The sequence below is a fragment of the Bacillus paranthracis genome (assembly GCF_024296885.1).
In the GTDB taxonomy this organism is placed as follows: domain Bacteria; phylum Bacillota; class Bacilli; order Bacillales; family Bacillaceae_G; genus Bacillus_A; species Bacillus_A paranthracis.
The window spans coordinates 225948-243102 of sequence record NZ_CP101135.1 but is presented as its reverse complement, the minus strand read 5'-3'; the positions used below and the strand labels follow the sequence as shown (position 1 = coordinate 243102).

The 17155-nt window shown below is 35.8% G+C and carries 18 protein-coding genes; 2 read left to right on the top strand and 16 right to left on the bottom strand.

Annotated features, from left to right (window positions below; genetic code table 11):
* Positions 1-265 precede the first annotated feature (265 nt).
* From NLJ82_RS01365 to NLJ82_RS01320, 10 genes are all read right to left on the bottom strand, one after another.
* Positions 266-1537 carry an MDR family MFS transporter gene (locus NLJ82_RS01365; RefSeq protein ID WP_000799738.1) on the bottom strand — a complete coding sequence of 424 codons (1272 nt, stop codon included), beginning with the start codon at positions 1535-1537 and terminating at the stop codon, positions 266-268.
* A gap of 108 nt (positions 1538-1645) precedes the next feature.
* Positions 1646-3061 carry a branched-chain amino acid transporter BcaP gene (gene bcaP, locus NLJ82_RS01360; protein ID WP_000809368.1) on the bottom strand — a complete coding sequence of 472 codons (1416 nt, stop codon included), beginning with the start codon at positions 3059-3061 and terminating at the stop codon, positions 1646-1648.
* A 232-nt stretch (positions 3062-3293) separates the two neighbouring features.
* The gene (locus NLJ82_RS01355) at positions 3294-4466 is read right to left on the bottom strand and encodes a homogentisate 1,2-dioxygenase (protein ID WP_000499916.1); all 1173 of its coding nucleotides are present in this window, start codon (positions 4464-4466) and stop codon (positions 3294-3296) included.
* A complete protein-coding gene (locus tag NLJ82_RS01350; RefSeq protein WP_000674030.1) occupies positions 4432-5388 on the bottom strand; it encodes a fumarylacetoacetate hydrolase family protein in 957 nt (318 codons plus the stop codon). The genes NLJ82_RS01355 and NLJ82_RS01350 overlap by 35 nt, the downstream gene beginning before the upstream one ends.
* Positions 5389-5454: 66 nt before the next feature.
* Complete coding sequence (gene hppD, locus NLJ82_RS01345) at positions 5455-6573, bottom strand: 4-hydroxyphenylpyruvate dioxygenase (RefSeq protein WP_000810913.1); 1119 nt, start codon at positions 6571-6573, stop codon at positions 5455-5457.
* A 309-nt stretch (positions 6574-6882) separates the two neighbouring features.
* On the bottom strand, positions 6883-7002 hold the full coding sequence (locus tag NLJ82_RS01340; RefSeq protein WP_001993573.1) for a DUF3948 family protein: 120 nt from the start codon (positions 7000-7002) through the stop codon (positions 6883-6885).
* 33 nt (positions 7003-7035) lie between these two features.
* Positions 7036-7143 carry a DUF3948 family protein gene (locus NLJ82_RS01335; protein WP_000664237.1) on the bottom strand — a complete coding sequence of 36 codons (108 nt, stop codon included), beginning with the start codon at positions 7141-7143 and terminating at the stop codon, positions 7036-7038.
* A 39-nt stretch (positions 7144-7182) separates the two neighbouring features.
* Positions 7183-7290, bottom strand: a complete 108-nt coding sequence (locus NLJ82_RS01330; protein ID WP_000664237.1) for a DUF3948 family protein — start codon at positions 7288-7290, stop codon at positions 7183-7185.
* Positions 7291-7332: 42 nt separating this feature from the next.
* Positions 7333-7440, bottom strand: a complete 108-nt coding sequence (locus NLJ82_RS01325) for a DUF3948 family protein (protein WP_000664237.1) — start codon at positions 7438-7440, stop codon at positions 7333-7335.
* 42 nt (positions 7441-7482) lie between these two features.
* A complete protein-coding gene (locus tag NLJ82_RS01320) occupies positions 7483-7590 on the bottom strand; it encodes a DUF3948 family protein (RefSeq protein ID WP_000664237.1) in 108 nt (35 codons plus the stop codon).
* Between the two features lie 450 nt (positions 7591-8040).
* Between NLJ82_RS01320 and NLJ82_RS01315 the strand changes: the two genes are divergently transcribed.
* On the top strand, positions 8041-8913 hold the full coding sequence (locus NLJ82_RS01315; RefSeq protein ID WP_000766405.1) for a Cof-type HAD-IIB family hydrolase: 873 nt from the start codon (positions 8041-8043) through the stop codon (positions 8911-8913).
* A 37-nt stretch (positions 8914-8950) separates the two neighbouring features.
* On the opposite strand, the gene NLJ82_RS01310 is transcribed toward NLJ82_RS01315, so the two are convergent.
* From NLJ82_RS01310 to NLJ82_RS01285, 6 genes are all read right to left on the bottom strand, one after another.
* Entirely contained in the window at positions 8951-9916 is a 966-nt protein-coding gene (locus tag NLJ82_RS01310) for an ABC transporter ATP-binding protein (RefSeq protein ID WP_001294512.1), read from the bottom strand.
* A complete protein-coding gene (locus tag NLJ82_RS01305; RefSeq protein WP_000030788.1) occupies positions 9913-10893 on the bottom strand; it encodes an ABC transporter ATP-binding protein in 981 nt (326 codons plus the stop codon). The genes NLJ82_RS01310 and NLJ82_RS01305 overlap by 4 nt, the downstream gene beginning before the upstream one ends.
* Positions 10894-10903: 10 nt before the next feature.
* Positions 10904-11827 (bottom strand): oligopeptide ABC transporter permease, encoded by a 924-nt coding sequence (opp4C, locus tag NLJ82_RS01300; RefSeq protein WP_000451073.1) that lies wholly within the window; start codon positions 11825-11827, stop codon positions 10904-10906.
* 12 nt (positions 11828-11839) lie between these two features.
* On the bottom strand, positions 11840-12796 hold the full coding sequence (locus NLJ82_RS01295; RefSeq protein ID WP_000860750.1) for an ABC transporter permease: 957 nt from the start codon (positions 12794-12796) through the stop codon (positions 11840-11842).
* Between the two features lie 103 nt (positions 12797-12899).
* Positions 12900-14627, bottom strand: a complete 1728-nt coding sequence (locus NLJ82_RS01290) for an ABC transporter substrate-binding protein (RefSeq protein WP_000730684.1) — start codon at positions 14625-14627, stop codon at positions 12900-12902.
* Between the two features lie 242 nt (positions 14628-14869).
* Positions 14870-16570: an ABC transporter substrate-binding protein gene (locus NLJ82_RS01285; protein ID WP_000799896.1), complete on the bottom strand. Its 1701-nt coding sequence runs from the start codon at positions 16568-16570 to the stop codon at positions 14870-14872.
* A gap of 237 nt (positions 16571-16807) precedes the next feature.
* Here NLJ82_RS01285 and NLJ82_RS01280 point away from each other — a divergent pair, with 237 nt between their 5' ends.
* Positions 16808-17005: a hypothetical protein gene (locus NLJ82_RS01280; protein WP_000369262.1), complete on the top strand. Its 198-nt coding sequence runs from the start codon at positions 16808-16810 to the stop codon at positions 17003-17005.
* The last annotated feature ends 150 nt before the right edge of the window (positions 17006-17155 follow it).

The window sequence follows — 17155 nt, the reverse complement described above, 5'->3', positions numbered from 1 at the left end:
TGGTTTTCTATACTTTTTCCACTTAACTTTCTTGATAAATATATAAAGTGAAACTTTAATCAGTGGGGGGCTTCATCCCCTACTGATTATTAGTTGAACCAATCGGACTTTTATGGGCAGCCCGACCCCCACCTAAATTCCTTGCTTTCGCTGAATTTTGAGGTGGGGGTCTTACTGCCCATTAAAGTGGGATAAAATTGCAATCCAACCTGGTTATGTACCTAAAATATGTAGAAATTCCCTTTTTGTGTATGTCATCTAATTATTAAGAAGATTGTTTGGTTAGTGTACTTTTTTGCCTTTGTTCAACGAGACGGTCTAAAGAAATATATACAATACCTGCAACTACACAACCGACAGCTAAAATTGTAAATAAAAAGTGGCCAAGTAATCGGTCTAATAAAAAACCTCCAAGAAGTGGGCCGAATGCACTTCCTGTAATCCACTGCAAACTTGCAGCTCCCATATAAGTCCCCCTCAAATGCTCAGGAGCCAAATTCGCTACAAACGTCATCTGTACAGGCGACATAATCATCTCACCTAACGTATATATGGCATATACAAACTGTAACGTTATTAAAATAATCGTAGCATTTGTATCAAGTCCTCCAAACCACTTCGGTAACCACCCTATAAAAAATAACCCAATCCCAAACAAACATGCACCATATAACATCGTCTTTCCAACAGGTTTATCTGTGACCCATTTTGAAATTTGAAATTGGAACAACACAACTAATAGTCCATTTAAAGCCATTAAATATGGATATGGATTGTTAGTTCCAAAAATACCTTTCATTTCATTGTCAAAGTGCAGTGGCAACATGCCTTCTGTTTGAGAAAATCCCATCGAAATAATGATACCTGCTAATAAATAAATCATGAGTGCCTTATCTCGCAATACAATTTTCCACACTGCTCCTGATTCTTTTTCTGTATCACCTTCTTTATTCGTACTCTTTGGCATTGTCTCTTGAATAAGGACGAATACAAGCAATGCATAAAATAACATCGTAGATGCGGCAATAATAAACACAAGGTTCTTCGATAACATAACTACTGAAGCCCCCATTATCGGACCAATTGCAGCACCTATATTGTGCCCCATTCGCAATAAACCATATGCTTCTGTTCTTTTTTCTGGCGCCGTTACATCCGCAACCATCGCTGATGCAGCTGGATGAAATAACGAATTACTTAATCCTAAAAAAACAGATAAAATCGCATATGGAATAAATCCTTCTATAAATAAAAAACCGAGCATGAATACTGCATTGCTCGCCATCGAAAATATCATAATCGGTTTTCTTCCATATATATCAGCAATTCTTCCCCCTATAATTGATCCAAAGCTTGCAGCAATTGGAGACAGTGCCATAATCACTCCGACCTGTAATAATGAATCTACCTTATCTTTTAAATATAATGCAAAAAAAGGCATCAACATCATCATTGCAATTCCATTTAACGTCTCACCAATAAACCGAATCCATACGTTACGGTCCATCTCCCTTAACTCACGCCACGTATTTTTCATTATTTCACCCCTTTTGTTCAACAATAATTATCTTATAACAAGTTCAGAAGAATGTAAATTTTCAAAATTAAAAATCCATTCTAACAGAATTAGAATGGATTTTTCTACTTATAAATTGGCTGCGTCGTCTTCTTCTTTACTATTATTTAAAGCACTATGTTTTCGGCTATATAAGAAGTAAACCGCAATACCGATAATCATCCATACACCAAAACTAATCCAAGCCGTCCCGGATAATTGAAGCATTAAGTATAAACAAAAAATTACCGTTAACGCTGGTAAAAATGGTACAAGCGGCGCCTTAAATGCTCTTGGTAAATCAGGATGCGTTCTTCTCATTACAATAACAGCAACAGCTACAAGTGCAAAGGCTGACAATGTCCCCATATTTACAAGATGCGCTAACACATTTAAATCTATTAATCCTGAAATAAGTGCTGCAATAATTCCCGTTGTCCACGTATTTAAAAACGGTGTTTTAAATTTCGGGTGAACTTTAGCAAGACGTTTCGGCAACAATCCATCTCTACTCATTGCATATGAAACTCGTACTTGCCCATACATCATAACTAACATTACTGTTGTGATTCCTGTAATTGCGCCTACTGAAATTACTCCCGCTAAACTATCTTGTCCAATAAATTGAAGTGCAAAAGCGACTGGATCTGATATATTCAACTGCCCGTATGGAACAATTCCTGTCAAAATAAGCGAAACGATAATATAAAGAGCCGTACAAATTAATAAAGATGCAATAATACCAATTGGTAAATCACGTTGTGGACGTTTCACTTCTTCTGCTGCCGTTGAAACTGCATCAAACCCTATAAATGCAAAGAACACTGTAGCAGCTCCAGCCATTACACCATCTAAGCCAAATGGCATAAAAGGCGTCCAGTTTTCAGGTTTCACATAATTAAAACCAGCAAAGATAAAAATAAGAACAACCGCTAGTTTAATAAATACCATAATATTATTTACACGTGCACTTTCACGAACACCCCTAGATAAAAGAACCGTCATCACTAAAATAATTAGAACTGCTGGCAAATCAATTATTCCACCCTTTCCTGTACCAGGGGCTGAGGAAAGAATGGTAGGAATATGAATTCCAAATCCCTTTAATAAAGATTGGAAGTACGCGGACCAACCATTTGCCACAGCAGAGGTTGCAAGTAAATACTCAAGCATTAAGTCCCATCCAATTAAAAATGCGAATACTTCTCCCATCGTCGCATATGTGTACGTGTACACACTGCCTGAGACAGGAACTGAAGAAGCAAATTCAGCATAACAAAATGCAGCAAAGGCACATGCTAACGCGGCTATCGCAAATGATAATATAATAGCTGGTCCAGAATGTTTCGCTGCTACCACGCCCGTTAGAACAAAAATACCCGTTCCAACAATTGCCCCGATTCCAAGCATCGTTAAATCTAGTGCGCCCAATGTTCTTGCTAACGTCTTTTGTTTACTCTCTTGCATTAACTTTGCAATAGGCTTCTTTTGAAAAATTTGCTTCATAGCATGCTCCTCCAAGTTTTAAATTTTCTGAAAATTTTTAATTCGCTTTTTCATTTTACTCATAGTACTTTTTCCAGTCAATACTTTTGTCGAAATAAGTAGAAACTCTTATGAATATGCACGATTTTTATCATTCTTTCTATATATCTTTCTATAACTTTTTTTGGTATTATTATACATGTCGATTCCATGAAAAAGGCATGCTCTGTTATTGAGCATGCCTTTTTTTTACTTATTTCACAGTATATGATCCCTCTTCAATCCAGCTATACATATATTTTTCATCTTCTGTTTCATGTGCTTGTTTTACAATACGAAGCGGACGGAATGTATCTATCATAACAGCTAATTCAAGCGTTTCTTTTTTCCCTATACTCGCCTCTGTTTTCCCAGGATGTGGCCCGTGAGGAATGCCGCTCGGATGAAGTGTAATAGACCCTTCCTCCACACCTTTTCGGCTCATAAAGTTACCTTCTACATAGTACAGTACTTCATCACTATTCACGTTACTATGATAATACGGTGCCGGAATAGATTCTGGATGATAGTCATATAAACGTGGTACAAAAGAACAAATAACGAAATTGTGACCCTCGAACGTTTGATGTACTGGAGGTGGCTGATGAATACGACCTGTAATTGGTTCAAAGTCCTCTACATTAAAGACCCACGGATATAAATAGCCATCCCAACCAACAACATCTAACGGATGATGTCCTAAAACATGTTTATGCATATATCCCCTCGACTTTGTCATTACGACAAACTCACCTTTTTCATCATACGTCTCTAATTTTTCAGGACCACGAATATCTCTCTCACAAAACGGACTATGCTCTAGCAATTGTCCATATTCATTACGATAGCGACGCGGTGTTGTAATTTGACTATTTGCCTCTACAACAAGAAACTTAGTCTCTCCTTCATCCGGAATAACACGATAAATCGTTCCAATTGGAATTGTTACATAATCGCCTTTTCGATAATGAATCGTTCCAAACATCGTTTCAATTTTTCCTGTTCCGTAATGGACAAACAACATTTCATCGCCATCACCATTACGGTAGAAATAGTCCATTTTTTCTGTTGGGCTCACTACTCCGATTAATAAATCCTCATTCCCAAGTATAAAGTTTCTTCCGCTTACTGCATCACCACTTTTTTTATTTTCTTTCGTGCGAAAGTGACGATGAGAAAGAGCAACATCTTCTTCATACTGCAACTGACAAGAATGAGATAATGCCGCATGCCCTACTTCCGTTGGCATATAATGATGGTACAAAATAGATTGCGTACCAGAAAAACCTTTTGTTCCCATTACCTGCTCACGATAAAGCGACCCATCTTTTTTACGGAATTGTACATGTCGTTTATGAGGTAGCTCCCCCATGTGACGATAAAACATGCCCATCACCTGCTTCCCTTTCTATTTTGACCGTATTACGTAATGTACCTAAACCAGTAATCGTAAGTTCTACCACATCACCATCTTGTAGCCACTCTTCTGTGCCTAGTTCTAAAATGCAACCTGTTCCTACTGTTCCAGAACCAATCACATCGCCTGGATATAACGTAACGTCTTCCGAAGCACGTTCAATCATTTCAGCAAATGTATAGTAAATATCTCGGAAGTTCCCTTTTGATAATAGCTTTCCATTTACATGAGCAGTCATCTCTAACTCATAACGGTCACCATTACGATAAATATCTAGTTCCTCTTTCGTAACAAGGTACGCTCCTAATGAAGTTGCAAAATCTTTTCCTTTCGCTGGACCAAGTCCTACCTTCATTTCTGTTGCTTGTAAGTCCCTTGCACTCCAATCATTCATAATACAATAACCAAAAATGTATTCCTCTGCTTGCTCACGAGAAATATTTCTTCCTTCTTTCCCAATTACGCAAGCAATCTCTAACTCATAATCAAGTTTTTTAGATTTCTTCGGACTAATTACAACATCATCTGGACCAATTACAGCACGATGGTTCGTAAAATAAAAAACCGGAATATCGTACCATTCAGGTACAACATCTAACCCTCTTCGGCTACGTGCCGTTTTTACGTGCTGTTCAAATGCATAAAAATCCCTAATACTACTCGGATTAGGAATCGCTGCTGCTAATTGCACTTCCTCTAAAGAATATATGCCCTTTTCCGGATTATTAATATTACGCAACACTTCTACATACTCATCCGCTTTCTCTAAAAAGGCGAACATAGAAGAAGGTAATTTTCCACCACTAGCAAGATTCATATCGATTACTTTGTCACCTTCAAGCCATCCAGCTCGCATTTCTTTTGAAGGAAGACGAAATGTAACAAATTTCATCATGATTCCTCCTTATGAAAATGAAATTTCCACCAGCAAAAGAATGATTGCTGGTGGATATAAATTTTATAAATTCCCGCGACGCTCTTGTTCTCTTTCAATTGATTCGAATAACGCTTTAAAGTTTCCTTCTCCAAATCCACGAGAACCTTTACGCTGAATGATTTCAATAAATAAAGTTGGACGATCTACAATTGGTTTCGTAAAGATTTGTAGTAAGTATCCTTCATCATCGCGATCTACTAAAATCTTTAATTCTTTCAACTTATCAATTTCCTCATCAATTTTTCCAACTCGTGCAGTTAACTCATCATAATAAGTATCTGGTGTATCTAAAAACTCCACACCATTTGCACGTAGCGCTTCTACTGTTTTAACAATGTCATTTGTTAGTAAAGCAAGATGCTGTACACCTGCTCCATTATAAAACTCTAGATATTCTTGAATTTGTGATTTTCTCTTTCCATCCGCTGGCTCGTTAATAGGGAACTTAATACGACTTCCATTTGTCATAACCTTCGACATTAATGCTGAATACTCTGTACTAATATCATCATCATCAAAATGGATCATTTGTTTAAAGCCCATAACGTTCTCGTAATAACTAACCCACTCTTCCATCTTTTCAACATTACCAACTACATGGTCTACAGCAATTAAACCTGACTCTTCAAATGGAATATCAAACTCAGCCTTTTGGAATCCTGGCATAAATGTCCCTTTATAATTTTTACGCTCTACAAGCGTATGAATTGTATCACCATACGTACCAATAACTGCTTTTTTCAATGTACCGTTCTCATCTGTTAACTCTACAGGCGGAGCAATTGCGACGGCACCACGTTTCACCGCTTCTGAGTATGCTTTATCAACATCATCAACAAGTAATGCCACATCTTTCACGCCATCACCATGAGTCTTTACAAACTCTGCAATACGATTGTCACTACTTAAAGCCCCAGACACAACGAAACGCATATTTTTTTGCACAAGAACATAAGATACTTTTTCACGATTACCAGTTTCTAATCCAGAGTAAGCCACAATTTTGAATCCGAATGCTCTCGCAAGATAGTAACTTGATTGCTTTGCATTTCCTACGTAAAACTCCAAATGATCTACATCACGTACTGGAAAAAAGTCCTCCATTTGTGCAGCTAGCGTATCCATAGATTTTTGTTTCATAAAATCCTCATCCCCCTGTAAATAGATTAAATGGTTCATACTTAAAACCAACCGAAAACGCTTCCAACGTTAATTGATAGAAATTAGTTAGCAAGCTAACAAATTCTGACCTTTAAAATTTTCTATCTTTTCTGTCAAATTCCTCTTTTTTTCTTACATATAAAATTCGACTTTTTTCTCTTTAAAATAAAGGGGGCTATTCATACTTGAAGGGATATATAGAAGAAAAATAAAAAAGACTCCAACATATTAATTACTTACTAATATGCTAGAGTCTTTATTTTTTTTGAATGATTGTATTTATATGTCTCATACTAATACTTTTGCAAGGAATAGAATAAATGATGTTAATACTACCGCTCCACCTAATGATCCTAATAAATCTGTTTTTGTTACTTGTAACACTTGCTCACCGTTCATATTCCTCATTCTCCTTTCATTTTGTATAATGTAAAACTTCTATTATACTAATACACTTGATAGAAATACGATTAATGCTGTTAATACTACCGCTCCACTTGCTGATCCTACGAAGTCACCTTTTGTTACTTGTAATACTTGCTCTTTCATTTTGCATTCTCCTCTCTTTTTCTTTTTACAAAACTTCTATTATACTAATACGCTTGATAAGAATACGATTAATGCTGTTAATACTACTGCTCCACTTGCTGATCCTACGAAGTCACCTTTTGTTACTTGTAATACTTGCTCTTTCATTTTGCATTCTCCTCTCTTTTTTCTTTTGTTACAAAGTTTTTATTATACTAACACGCTTGATAGAAATACGATTAATGCTGTTAATACTACTGCTCCACTTGCTGATCCTACGAAGTCACCTTTTGTTACTTGTAATACTTGCTCTTTCATTTTGCATTCTCCTCTCTTTTTTCTTTTGTTACAAAGTTTTTATTATACTAACACGCTTGATAGAAATACGATTAATGCTGTTAATACTACCGCTCCACTTGCTGATCCTACGAAGTCACCTTTTGTTACTTGTAATACTTGCTCTTTCATATTATGTATCCTCCTTTTTAATAAGTTATCTATATGTAATTTCTAAGAAATGTTTATTTCATAGTTTTTATGTTGACGTTACATTAAATTTAATAACGTAACGTTTGTAACATTAATGTAACATAACTATTGTTACGTTGCAATATAATTACGTAAATTTTATTACACTTTTTTTACGTTTTTTTATAAACACCTTCAAAAACCTTGATTTAATGCATTTTCTACTAAATCCATATTTGTAACATTCATGTAATATTACAGTCATATAACGAAACATCCCTATACCTACCTCTACTTTTGTTACAAAGTAAGATAAATCTTTCATTAATAAAGTGGAATCTATCAAATTCTTACTGATAGTTCATGAGAGATAAAATACAATCTTTCCAAGATAAGTTTATATGTTTCCTTTATATAACTATGTATAATAAGAACAAAGAGGTGGTCATTTTGAAATTAATCGCATTAGATATGGATGGTACACTACTATCATCTAATCTTGAAATCTCCAAAGAGAACTTACAAGCTATCCAAACTGCAAAAGAGGCTGGTCATATTGTCATGATTTGTTCTGGCCGTGCAAAAGAGGATGCTTTGAAATTATTGGAAGAGTATAAACTATCTCTTCCAGTTGGAGCAAGCAATGGGGCAATTGTTTATGTGGATGGAGAAGTAATTAACTCGCGTTGTATACAAAACGACAAAGTGTACAAACTTGCAAAATTACTAGAATCTGAAGGCTTTCCTTATAAGCTATATACAAATAAAGGAGTTTATTCTCCATATACATGGCAAGATCAAGTTATGCAAGCGTTCGAAGAAAACAAGCATGCACTAGATGTTACGCTTGAGGAACTTGAAAGAATTACAGAAAAACAAAAGAAATCAAACTTAATTACTGATTTCCAAAAAATAGAAGATGTTGTAAATAATCCAGAATTAGAAATATCTAAATTCTTTATTTTGACATTTAACGCAGTGCATCGCGCACAGCTATTAAGTATGTTACAAGAAGATACTGATATTATGGTTACAGCATCTGCTCCTACTAATTTAGAAATTATGGACAAGAATGGACATAAAGGAAATGGACTGAAACAAATGGCAGCCCATTTTAATATACCAATTGAAGATACAGTTGCTATCGGTGACAATTTTAACGATGTACCCATGTTAGAAGCAGCTGGTTTATCAGTTGCAATGGGAAACGCTGAAGAAGATGTAAAAAAACTATGTGACGTTGTAACATTAACAAACAATGAACATGGTGTTGCTCATGCAATCGAACAATTTGTATTGAAACAAACTTCATCTAGTAAATAAAAAAAGGACTCTTTCTATTTGAAAGAGTCCTTCTCTTTTATACATGATGACAAGCAACAAAATGCTCCTCACCAACATTACGAAATTCAGGTACCGTTTGTTTACAAATATCTGTTGCAAACGGGCAACGTGTATGAAAACGACACCCCGAAGGTGGATTCGCTGGACTTGGAATGTCACCCTCTAGTATGATTCTCTCTCGCTTCACTGTTGGATCTGGTATTGGAACAGCGGATAACAATGCTTTCGTATACGGATGAAGTGGATTCGTAAATAACTCATCACGCGGCGCTGTTTCCACAATCGTTCCTAAATACATAATTCCAATCTTCGTACATAAGTGCTCTACTACGCTTAAATCATGTGAAATGAACAAATAAGATAATCCCTTTTTCTCCTGTAGCTCACTAAATAAATTAATGATCTGTGCTTGAATAGATACATCTAATGCTGCCACAGGTTCGTCAGCTACAATAAATTCTGGGTTTAATACCATAGCTCTTGCAATAACGATACGTTGGCGTTGTCCACCCGAAAATTCATGAGGGTACCGATCAATATGATATGGGGCTAAGCCACATAACTCTAATACTTCTGTCACTTTTTCACGAACATTTTCTTTCGTCGCTAATCCGTGAGCTAACATCGGTTCACCAAGCGCTTCCCCAATTCTCATTCTCGGATTTAATGAGCTAAATGGATCTTGGAAGACAAGTTGCATATTAGGACGATGTTTTCTCAATTCTTCCTTAGATAAAGAGTGAACATCTTGCCCTTTAAACTTCACTTCCCCTTCCGTTTTTTGGACGAGACGTAAAATTGTTTTTCCTATCGTCGTTTTTCCGCTTCCCGATTCACCAACGAGGCCGAATACTTCACCTTTATTAATAGTAAAACTTACTCCATCAACTGCTTTTACATGTCCAACCGTTCTACTAAATATGCCGCCTTTAATTGGAAAATATGTTTTTAAGTTTTTTACTTCTAATAATGGTTCACTCATTGTTTCGCACGCTCCTCATATAACCAGCAAGCAACTTTATGATTCTCATCATGTACATTCAAACTTGGCGCTTCTTCTTTACATATTTCCATACAATGCTCACAACGGCCGCTAAAGTAGCAAAACTCATCCAAACCAACTAAATTAGGAACTTGCCCTGGAATAGAATATAGTTTATCTATTCGTTTTCCCATCACTGGTTTTGATTTTAACAAACCTTTCGTATACGGGTGTTTCGGATTTTGGAATATTTCTAGTACTGGTGCTTCTTCAATAACTTTCCCGCCATACATAACGACAACGTAATCCGCCATTTCTGCTACAACGCCTAAATCATGTGTAATTAATAAAATGGATGTTTTAAATTCCTCTTTTACTTGTCTTAATAAATCTAATATTTGAGCTTGAATCGTAACATCAAGAGCCGTTGTTGGTTCATCCGCAATTAATAACTTAGGATTACAACTAAGTGCAACAGCAATCATAATTCGTTGTAACATACCACCGCTCAGTTCGTGTGGATAAGAATGGACGATTTCATCCGCACGAGCTATGCCGACTTTACGAATTAACTCAATCGCCTTCTTATATGCTTCATTTTTACTAAGCAGTTCATGCTCCCTTAACGTCTCTACAATTTGTTCCCCTACAGTAAAGACTGGATTTAGCGATGTCATCGGTTCTTGGAAAATCATCGCAATATCATTCCCTCGTAAACTACGAAGCTCTTTTTCTTTCATTCCTAAAAGACTTTTTCCTTCATATAAAATGTCTCCGCCTACTACACTACCTGATTCAGCAATAAGTCCCATAATAGATAAAGCCGTTACACTTTTCCCGCAACCAGATTCACCTACAACACAAACAGTTTCACCTTCTCGAACAGAAAAACTAACATGATTCACAGCTTTTACTGTTCCTTCTTCTGTCTGAAAGTGTGTTTGTAAATCTTTCAGCTCTACTACTGCTTTACTCATATTCCCTCACCTACCGTCTCATCTTTGGATCTAACGCATCACGAAGTGCATCACCAAGTAAATTAATGGATACAACTGTTATAAAGATTGCAAAACCAGGCGGAATCCATAACCATGGGCGCTTTTGAAAATCAATTAATGAGTTCGCTGCGCTAATCATATTCCCCCATGATGGTGTAGGTGGGACAACGCCGAGACCTAAGTAGCTTAGTGCGGACTCTCCTAAAATAGAACCTGCAACGCCTAATGTGGATACAACAATTAATATTGGTAAAACATTAGGAATTAAGTGATAGATAATTTTCCGGTAATCTTTTATCCCTAACACATCAGCAGCTTGCATAAACGCTTGCTCTCTAAGTGATAAAATTTGACCTCTTACAAGACGCGCAAGCCCCGGCCAACCTACTAAACTTAAAATAATCATAATGACATATAGACGATAATCAGATGGTACTTTCCACTCTGATAAAATCGCTCCCATTATAATAAGTAATGGTAATCCTGGCATCGACATTAAAATATCGGCAAGACGCATAATAATATTATCAACGATGCCGCGATAAAATCCTGCAATAGCCCCTAATACAGCTCCTAATATCACTGATAAAACCATAGAAGCTAGGCCAATCGTTAATGAGATTCGTCCCGCTTGCATAAGCCTCGTTAAAATATCTCTTCCCAATTGATCTGTACCGAGCCAATGAGAAAAACTAGGTGGTTTGTTAATTAACGTAACTTGTATTTTTCCTGATGCATACGGCGAAAAGAACGGACCGATAAAACAAAATATAAACATAAAAATTAATGCATACAATCCTACGAGCGCCATCTTATTTCTTTTTATCTTTTTAAGAGCTTGTCGCCATGGCGATGATTCATTTTTTCTTCTATTTTTTTCTTTCTTCTCTTTAATTACTGTAACAGTTTCCATCTCATTCCCCCCTTACTTCAACCGAATTCGCGGATCAACAACTGCATATACGATATCTGCGAAAAAGTTTGAAACGATTGTTAAACAAGAAAGAAACATCGTAAATGCCATCAATACTGTATAATCACGGAAATTTAGTGCTTCCAATTGAATACCGCCAATCCCTGGCCAGTTAAAAATTTGTTCAATAATAATCGCTCCAGAAAACAATCCAGGTAACTCAAACGCAAGCAATGTAATAGCCGGTAAAATGGCGTTTTTTAATGCATGTTTATAAATAACAGTCTTCTCTTTTAACCCTTTTGCTCGTGCCGTTCGTATGTAATCTTGTCTTACAACCTCTAACATACTCGTTCTAAAGTAGCGAGTTAATGAGCCCACACCAAGAAGAGTCAAAATAAATACCGGTAAAACCATATGCTTTGCAACTTCTATCACATAAGCGAATCCAGTTGAATTACTACCAACATCAATCATTCCACCTATTGGCAATAAATTAAGATCTACTGCGAACACCTTAATTAGAAATAGACCTATAAAAAATGAAGGAAATGACATTGCTGCAAAGATACCAATTGTTACAAGCTTATCGAATAAAGAATGTTGCTTCGTCGCTGAAAATACACCGATAATAAGTGCGATTAGCCAAATAAAAAACAATGCAACAATTGCTACAATAAAAGAGTTCCAAATAAATTTATTTAATAGTGATGTTACAGGTTCTTGATATTGAAGCGAAAAACCAAAGTCTCCTTGTAACGCATTACCTAGCCAGTGAAAATAGCGTTCAACAATTGGCTTATTTAATCCGTACAATTCCCGAAGCTCTTCCGCCCTTTGCGGTGTAATCTTAGGATTCGAATCAATATAATCCCCTGGAAGAAGTGCGAACAGGAAGAAAATAACAACTGACGTTCCCAAAAGTGTAGGAATCATTTGTAACAACCTACGAACGATATACGTTTTCACCCTTTTTCTCTCCAATCTTATGCTTAAAATAGAAGAACATTTTTTCGAATCAGCATATTACTAGCCGAATGAAAAAATGTCTTCTACTTATACATTCTTCTCGTTATTTCTCAATAGATAATACTGGTGAGTTCGAACTAATACTGTCATACTTCTCAGGATCAATCCCTTTAATGTTTCCATTGTAAGCTGTGATGACTCTGCGATAATTCAATAAAATTACTGGCGGATCATCGCTTAGTTCTTTGTACAGTTCTTTGTAAATTGGTTTACGTTTCTCAATATCTACAGTTTCAATTCCTTTTTTAATTAATGCATCTACTTTTTCATTTTTATAACCTAAGGTATTATCATCACCTTCTGAGGAGTAACCACTTACAGTTTCACTTGGATCTGTTGTAATTGGTGTTGCAACTGAAGCTAAATCATAATCGCCTTTTTTCACTTTTGACAGCATCGTATTGAAATCCATAAATTCAGGATTGAACTCAACACCTAATTCTTTATAGTTCTCTTTTGCTATCGGAATAAACAAATCACCGTCTTTTGCTGAACTTGCACCATAATACGTTAATTTAAGCTTTTGACCATCTTTTTCACGAATTCCGTCTGAACCAGCTTTCCATCCAGCTTCATCTAATAATTTCTTCGCCTTATCTAAGTTATATTCGTACTTATTAATCCCCTCTTCTGTATAAGCCCAAGATGTTGGATGAATTGGAACATTAGCTACTGTACCGTATCCTTTGAAAGCTGTATCTACATATTTTTTACGATCCAAACCATAAATAAGAGCTTGACGAACTTTCTTATCTTTTAAATACGGTTTTTTACTATTCATTCTTATATAACTAAATGAAGAAGCCGTCTCTATTTCAACATTTGCAAACTGCAAACTCTTCACTTGTTCTAAAATTTCATCCCCGTAACCTACTCCTGTATAATCTATCTCACCTGTTTGGAATAATTGGAATTTTGTATCTGGTGAAGTAATCTTATAAATAAAGTTTTGAATTTTTGGTTTACCTGCATAATAATTTTCATTTGCTGTAAAACGAACTTCCTGTCCTGGAATATATTTTTCAAACTTATATGGTCCCGCAGCTATCGGTTTCCCATATAACTCTTTTAAATAATCTAAACTAGTATTTTGCTTATATTCTTTTCCATAATAAGCTTTTGATAATACTGGACCACCTAAAGCAATTAGCGCTTGTGAGTTAACTTTTTCAGTCGTAACTTTAATTGTTTGTGGATCAACAACTTGAATCCCTTCAATAGACGTCGCTTTTCCTTCTTTATATTCCTTACCACCTTTAATTGCATATTGTGAAATATCATCGCCACCTTCATAAGCTTTATCATGTAGAAGTGATAATGTAAATGCTACATCGTCAGCAGTTAATGGCGATCCATCACTAAATTTCAAGTCTTTGCGTAAATGAAATGTATATGTTAATTGGTCTGAAGAGACATCCCATTTCTCGGCAAGATCTGGTATAGGTTTCCCTTGTTTATCTGTTGTAACAAGAGAGGCGAAAATAACCGATGTCACATTGCCATCCCAACCGTTCTCTTGAAAGTAAGGTAGGAAAACTCCCCCCGGCTTTGAGATACCAGAAATAAACGTATCTTTTCTATTTTTCGCCTTATCAGGTACTTTCGTCTTATCTGTAGCCGCAATTTTTTCAACTTTTATATTTTTTAAATCCTGCTGTTTAACCGGTTCTGTAGAAGCAGTATCTTCCTGTCCCCCACAAGCAGATAACACAAGCGAACTACTCAGTAATACCGAAAATACACCAGCCCATTTTTTTGTCTTTTTCTTCATTGTCCCCACCCTAACTTTTTAATAGTGATACCCTTTGAACTTATTACCTTATGTATGCCTCCCACAGCAACATTTATAGCCAATCGGAAAAGTCGGTTTTAATCGTAAAAAAATAGATGTTTTTGAGGGGTAACAATCCTATTCCGACCTTTCCGGTAGACTTTATGGTTATTAGCTTATATCTTCCGTTATATTTTGTCAATTCTTTCTAAATAAATATTTTTAAAATTTTTCAAAAATTATTATTCTATCTTTAATTTAGGTAAACTTAACAAAATACCGTTATAGTTATCTTCTTGTAACCCTTGAATGCGTGCATGATGTGCAGACACAACTTTACTATTATTTAAGAAGATTACAGGCGGATCTTCACTCAACTCCTGGTACAACTTTTTATAAATTTCTTTTCGTTTTTCAATATCTAATGTTTCTAGTGCCTGCTTCGCTAATTCATCTACTTTCGGATTATGGTACCCATCATAGTTTCGTTTACTTGTCGAAACAAACTCCTCAATTGTTCCACTCGGATCATCAATCATTGGCGTAGATACCATCGCTAAATCATAATCACCTTTTATCACTTTTGAAATCATCGTATTAAAGTCCATATATTCTGGGTTAAACTCTACACCAAGCTTTTTATAATTCTCTTTCATCACCGGGATCATTACATCATTTATTTTACTTGCAGAAGAAGCAAAATAACTTACCTTCAATTTTTGGCCATCTTTTTCGCGAATTCCATCTGAACCAGCTTTCCATCCAGCCTCATCCAATAATTTCTTTGCTTTCTCTAAGTTATACTCATATTTATTAATCCCTTCTTCTGTATACGCCCAAGAAACTGGCGTAATCGGTACATTAACGAGTGAAGCATAACCTTGGAAATACGTATCAATAACTTTTTGACGCTCTAATCCGTAAATAAATGCTTGGCGGACACGCTTATCTTTAAAGTATGGTTTCTTATAATTCATTTTAATGTAACCATAAGAGCTTCCTGTATATACATTAATATTGGCAAAACCTAAATCCTTTAACTGTTCAATCATCTCCGTGTTTGTCGTAAAACCATCATAATCTACTTCCCCGGCTTGAAATTGTTGTAGCTTTGTATCACCTTTTGAAATTTTATAAATAAAGTGCTCAATCTTCGGTTTTCCTTCAAAATAATTTTCATTAGCTACAAATCGAACCTCTTGACCAGGAATATATTTATCTAACTTATAAGCTCCTGCTCCCATCGGTTTTCCATACAACTCTTTTAAATACTCTAGGTGCCCTTGTTTATACTCTTTCCCGTAATAAGCTTTAGATATAACTTCTCCACCGATTAATGATAGTGTTTGAGCATTTACCTTTTCAGTCGTAATCGTAATTGTTTTCGGATCAATGACTTGAATTCCCTCAATAAAGGTTGCCTTTCCTTCTTTATACGCTTGCCCACCCTTTATTGCTGTTTGACTTATATCAGTCGCTCCACTATAAGTTGGATCGTGTAATAGCGTTAATGTAAATGCTACGTCATCTGCAGTTAGTGGTGATCCATCACTAAACTTTAAACCATCTTTCAAATAGAACGTGTATGTAAGCTGATCCTCCGAAATATCCCACTTCTTCGCTAAAATTGGAATTGGTTTTCCTTCCTTATCGAGTCCAACAAGAGGTGCAAAGATAGCTTGCGTTATATTACCATCCCATCCATTCTCCATAAAGTGCGGAAGGAATATCCCTCCAGGACTCGGCATTCCAACTACAAAAGTATCTTTTCTTTCTTTTGCTTTTACGGGACTTTTTGCTTTGTCGCTTGCCTGAATAAATTCATCTTTTACTTTCGGGACGTTCCTGGCCTCGTTTGTACTCGCTTCCTCTTGACCACATCCGGCTAGTAATACTGATACACTCAAAAATGTAGCAATTGCTCCTTTAAAAACATTTTTCATTGCACTATCACCTTTACCTTCCTAATTTTTAACGATGTAGGAACATAGGACTCCTTCCTGCAACTATATTCATTATTCCTATAAAAATAGTATGAATTAATTTCAAGATTATTCCTTTCCTTTAAACATGTCAACCGTTCTTTTTTATTTCGTATTAAAAAATTAAAAATTCACTTCTATTCGTTCCGTATGAAACATAGAATACTAATAACCAATTACCAAAAAGGGGGCGAAAACATGGACAACCTATTCCAATACGTCCTTCACTACGTATTATTAACAATTATGATAGTCGGGGCGCTATTACTATTCCCGTTCTTCCCAAAGTTCGTCCTCTTTTTAGCTTTTTTTATGATGCTCGGGATCGCTATTATCATTTCAACAAGGGAAGATACGACACAAAAAGAAAACAGAGTTCAGCGTGTAAAGCTGTAACTCTGTTTTTTGTTTTCAATCATGCTTTGCCGTTACACATACTTATGTCTCGGGAAATAATTAACCGATCTAAAAAGCTCCTAATACGATTTATGTTTCACAATCTATGCAAGTTACGAAACAAAGATTTATTAAATTTGCTGTTTCACG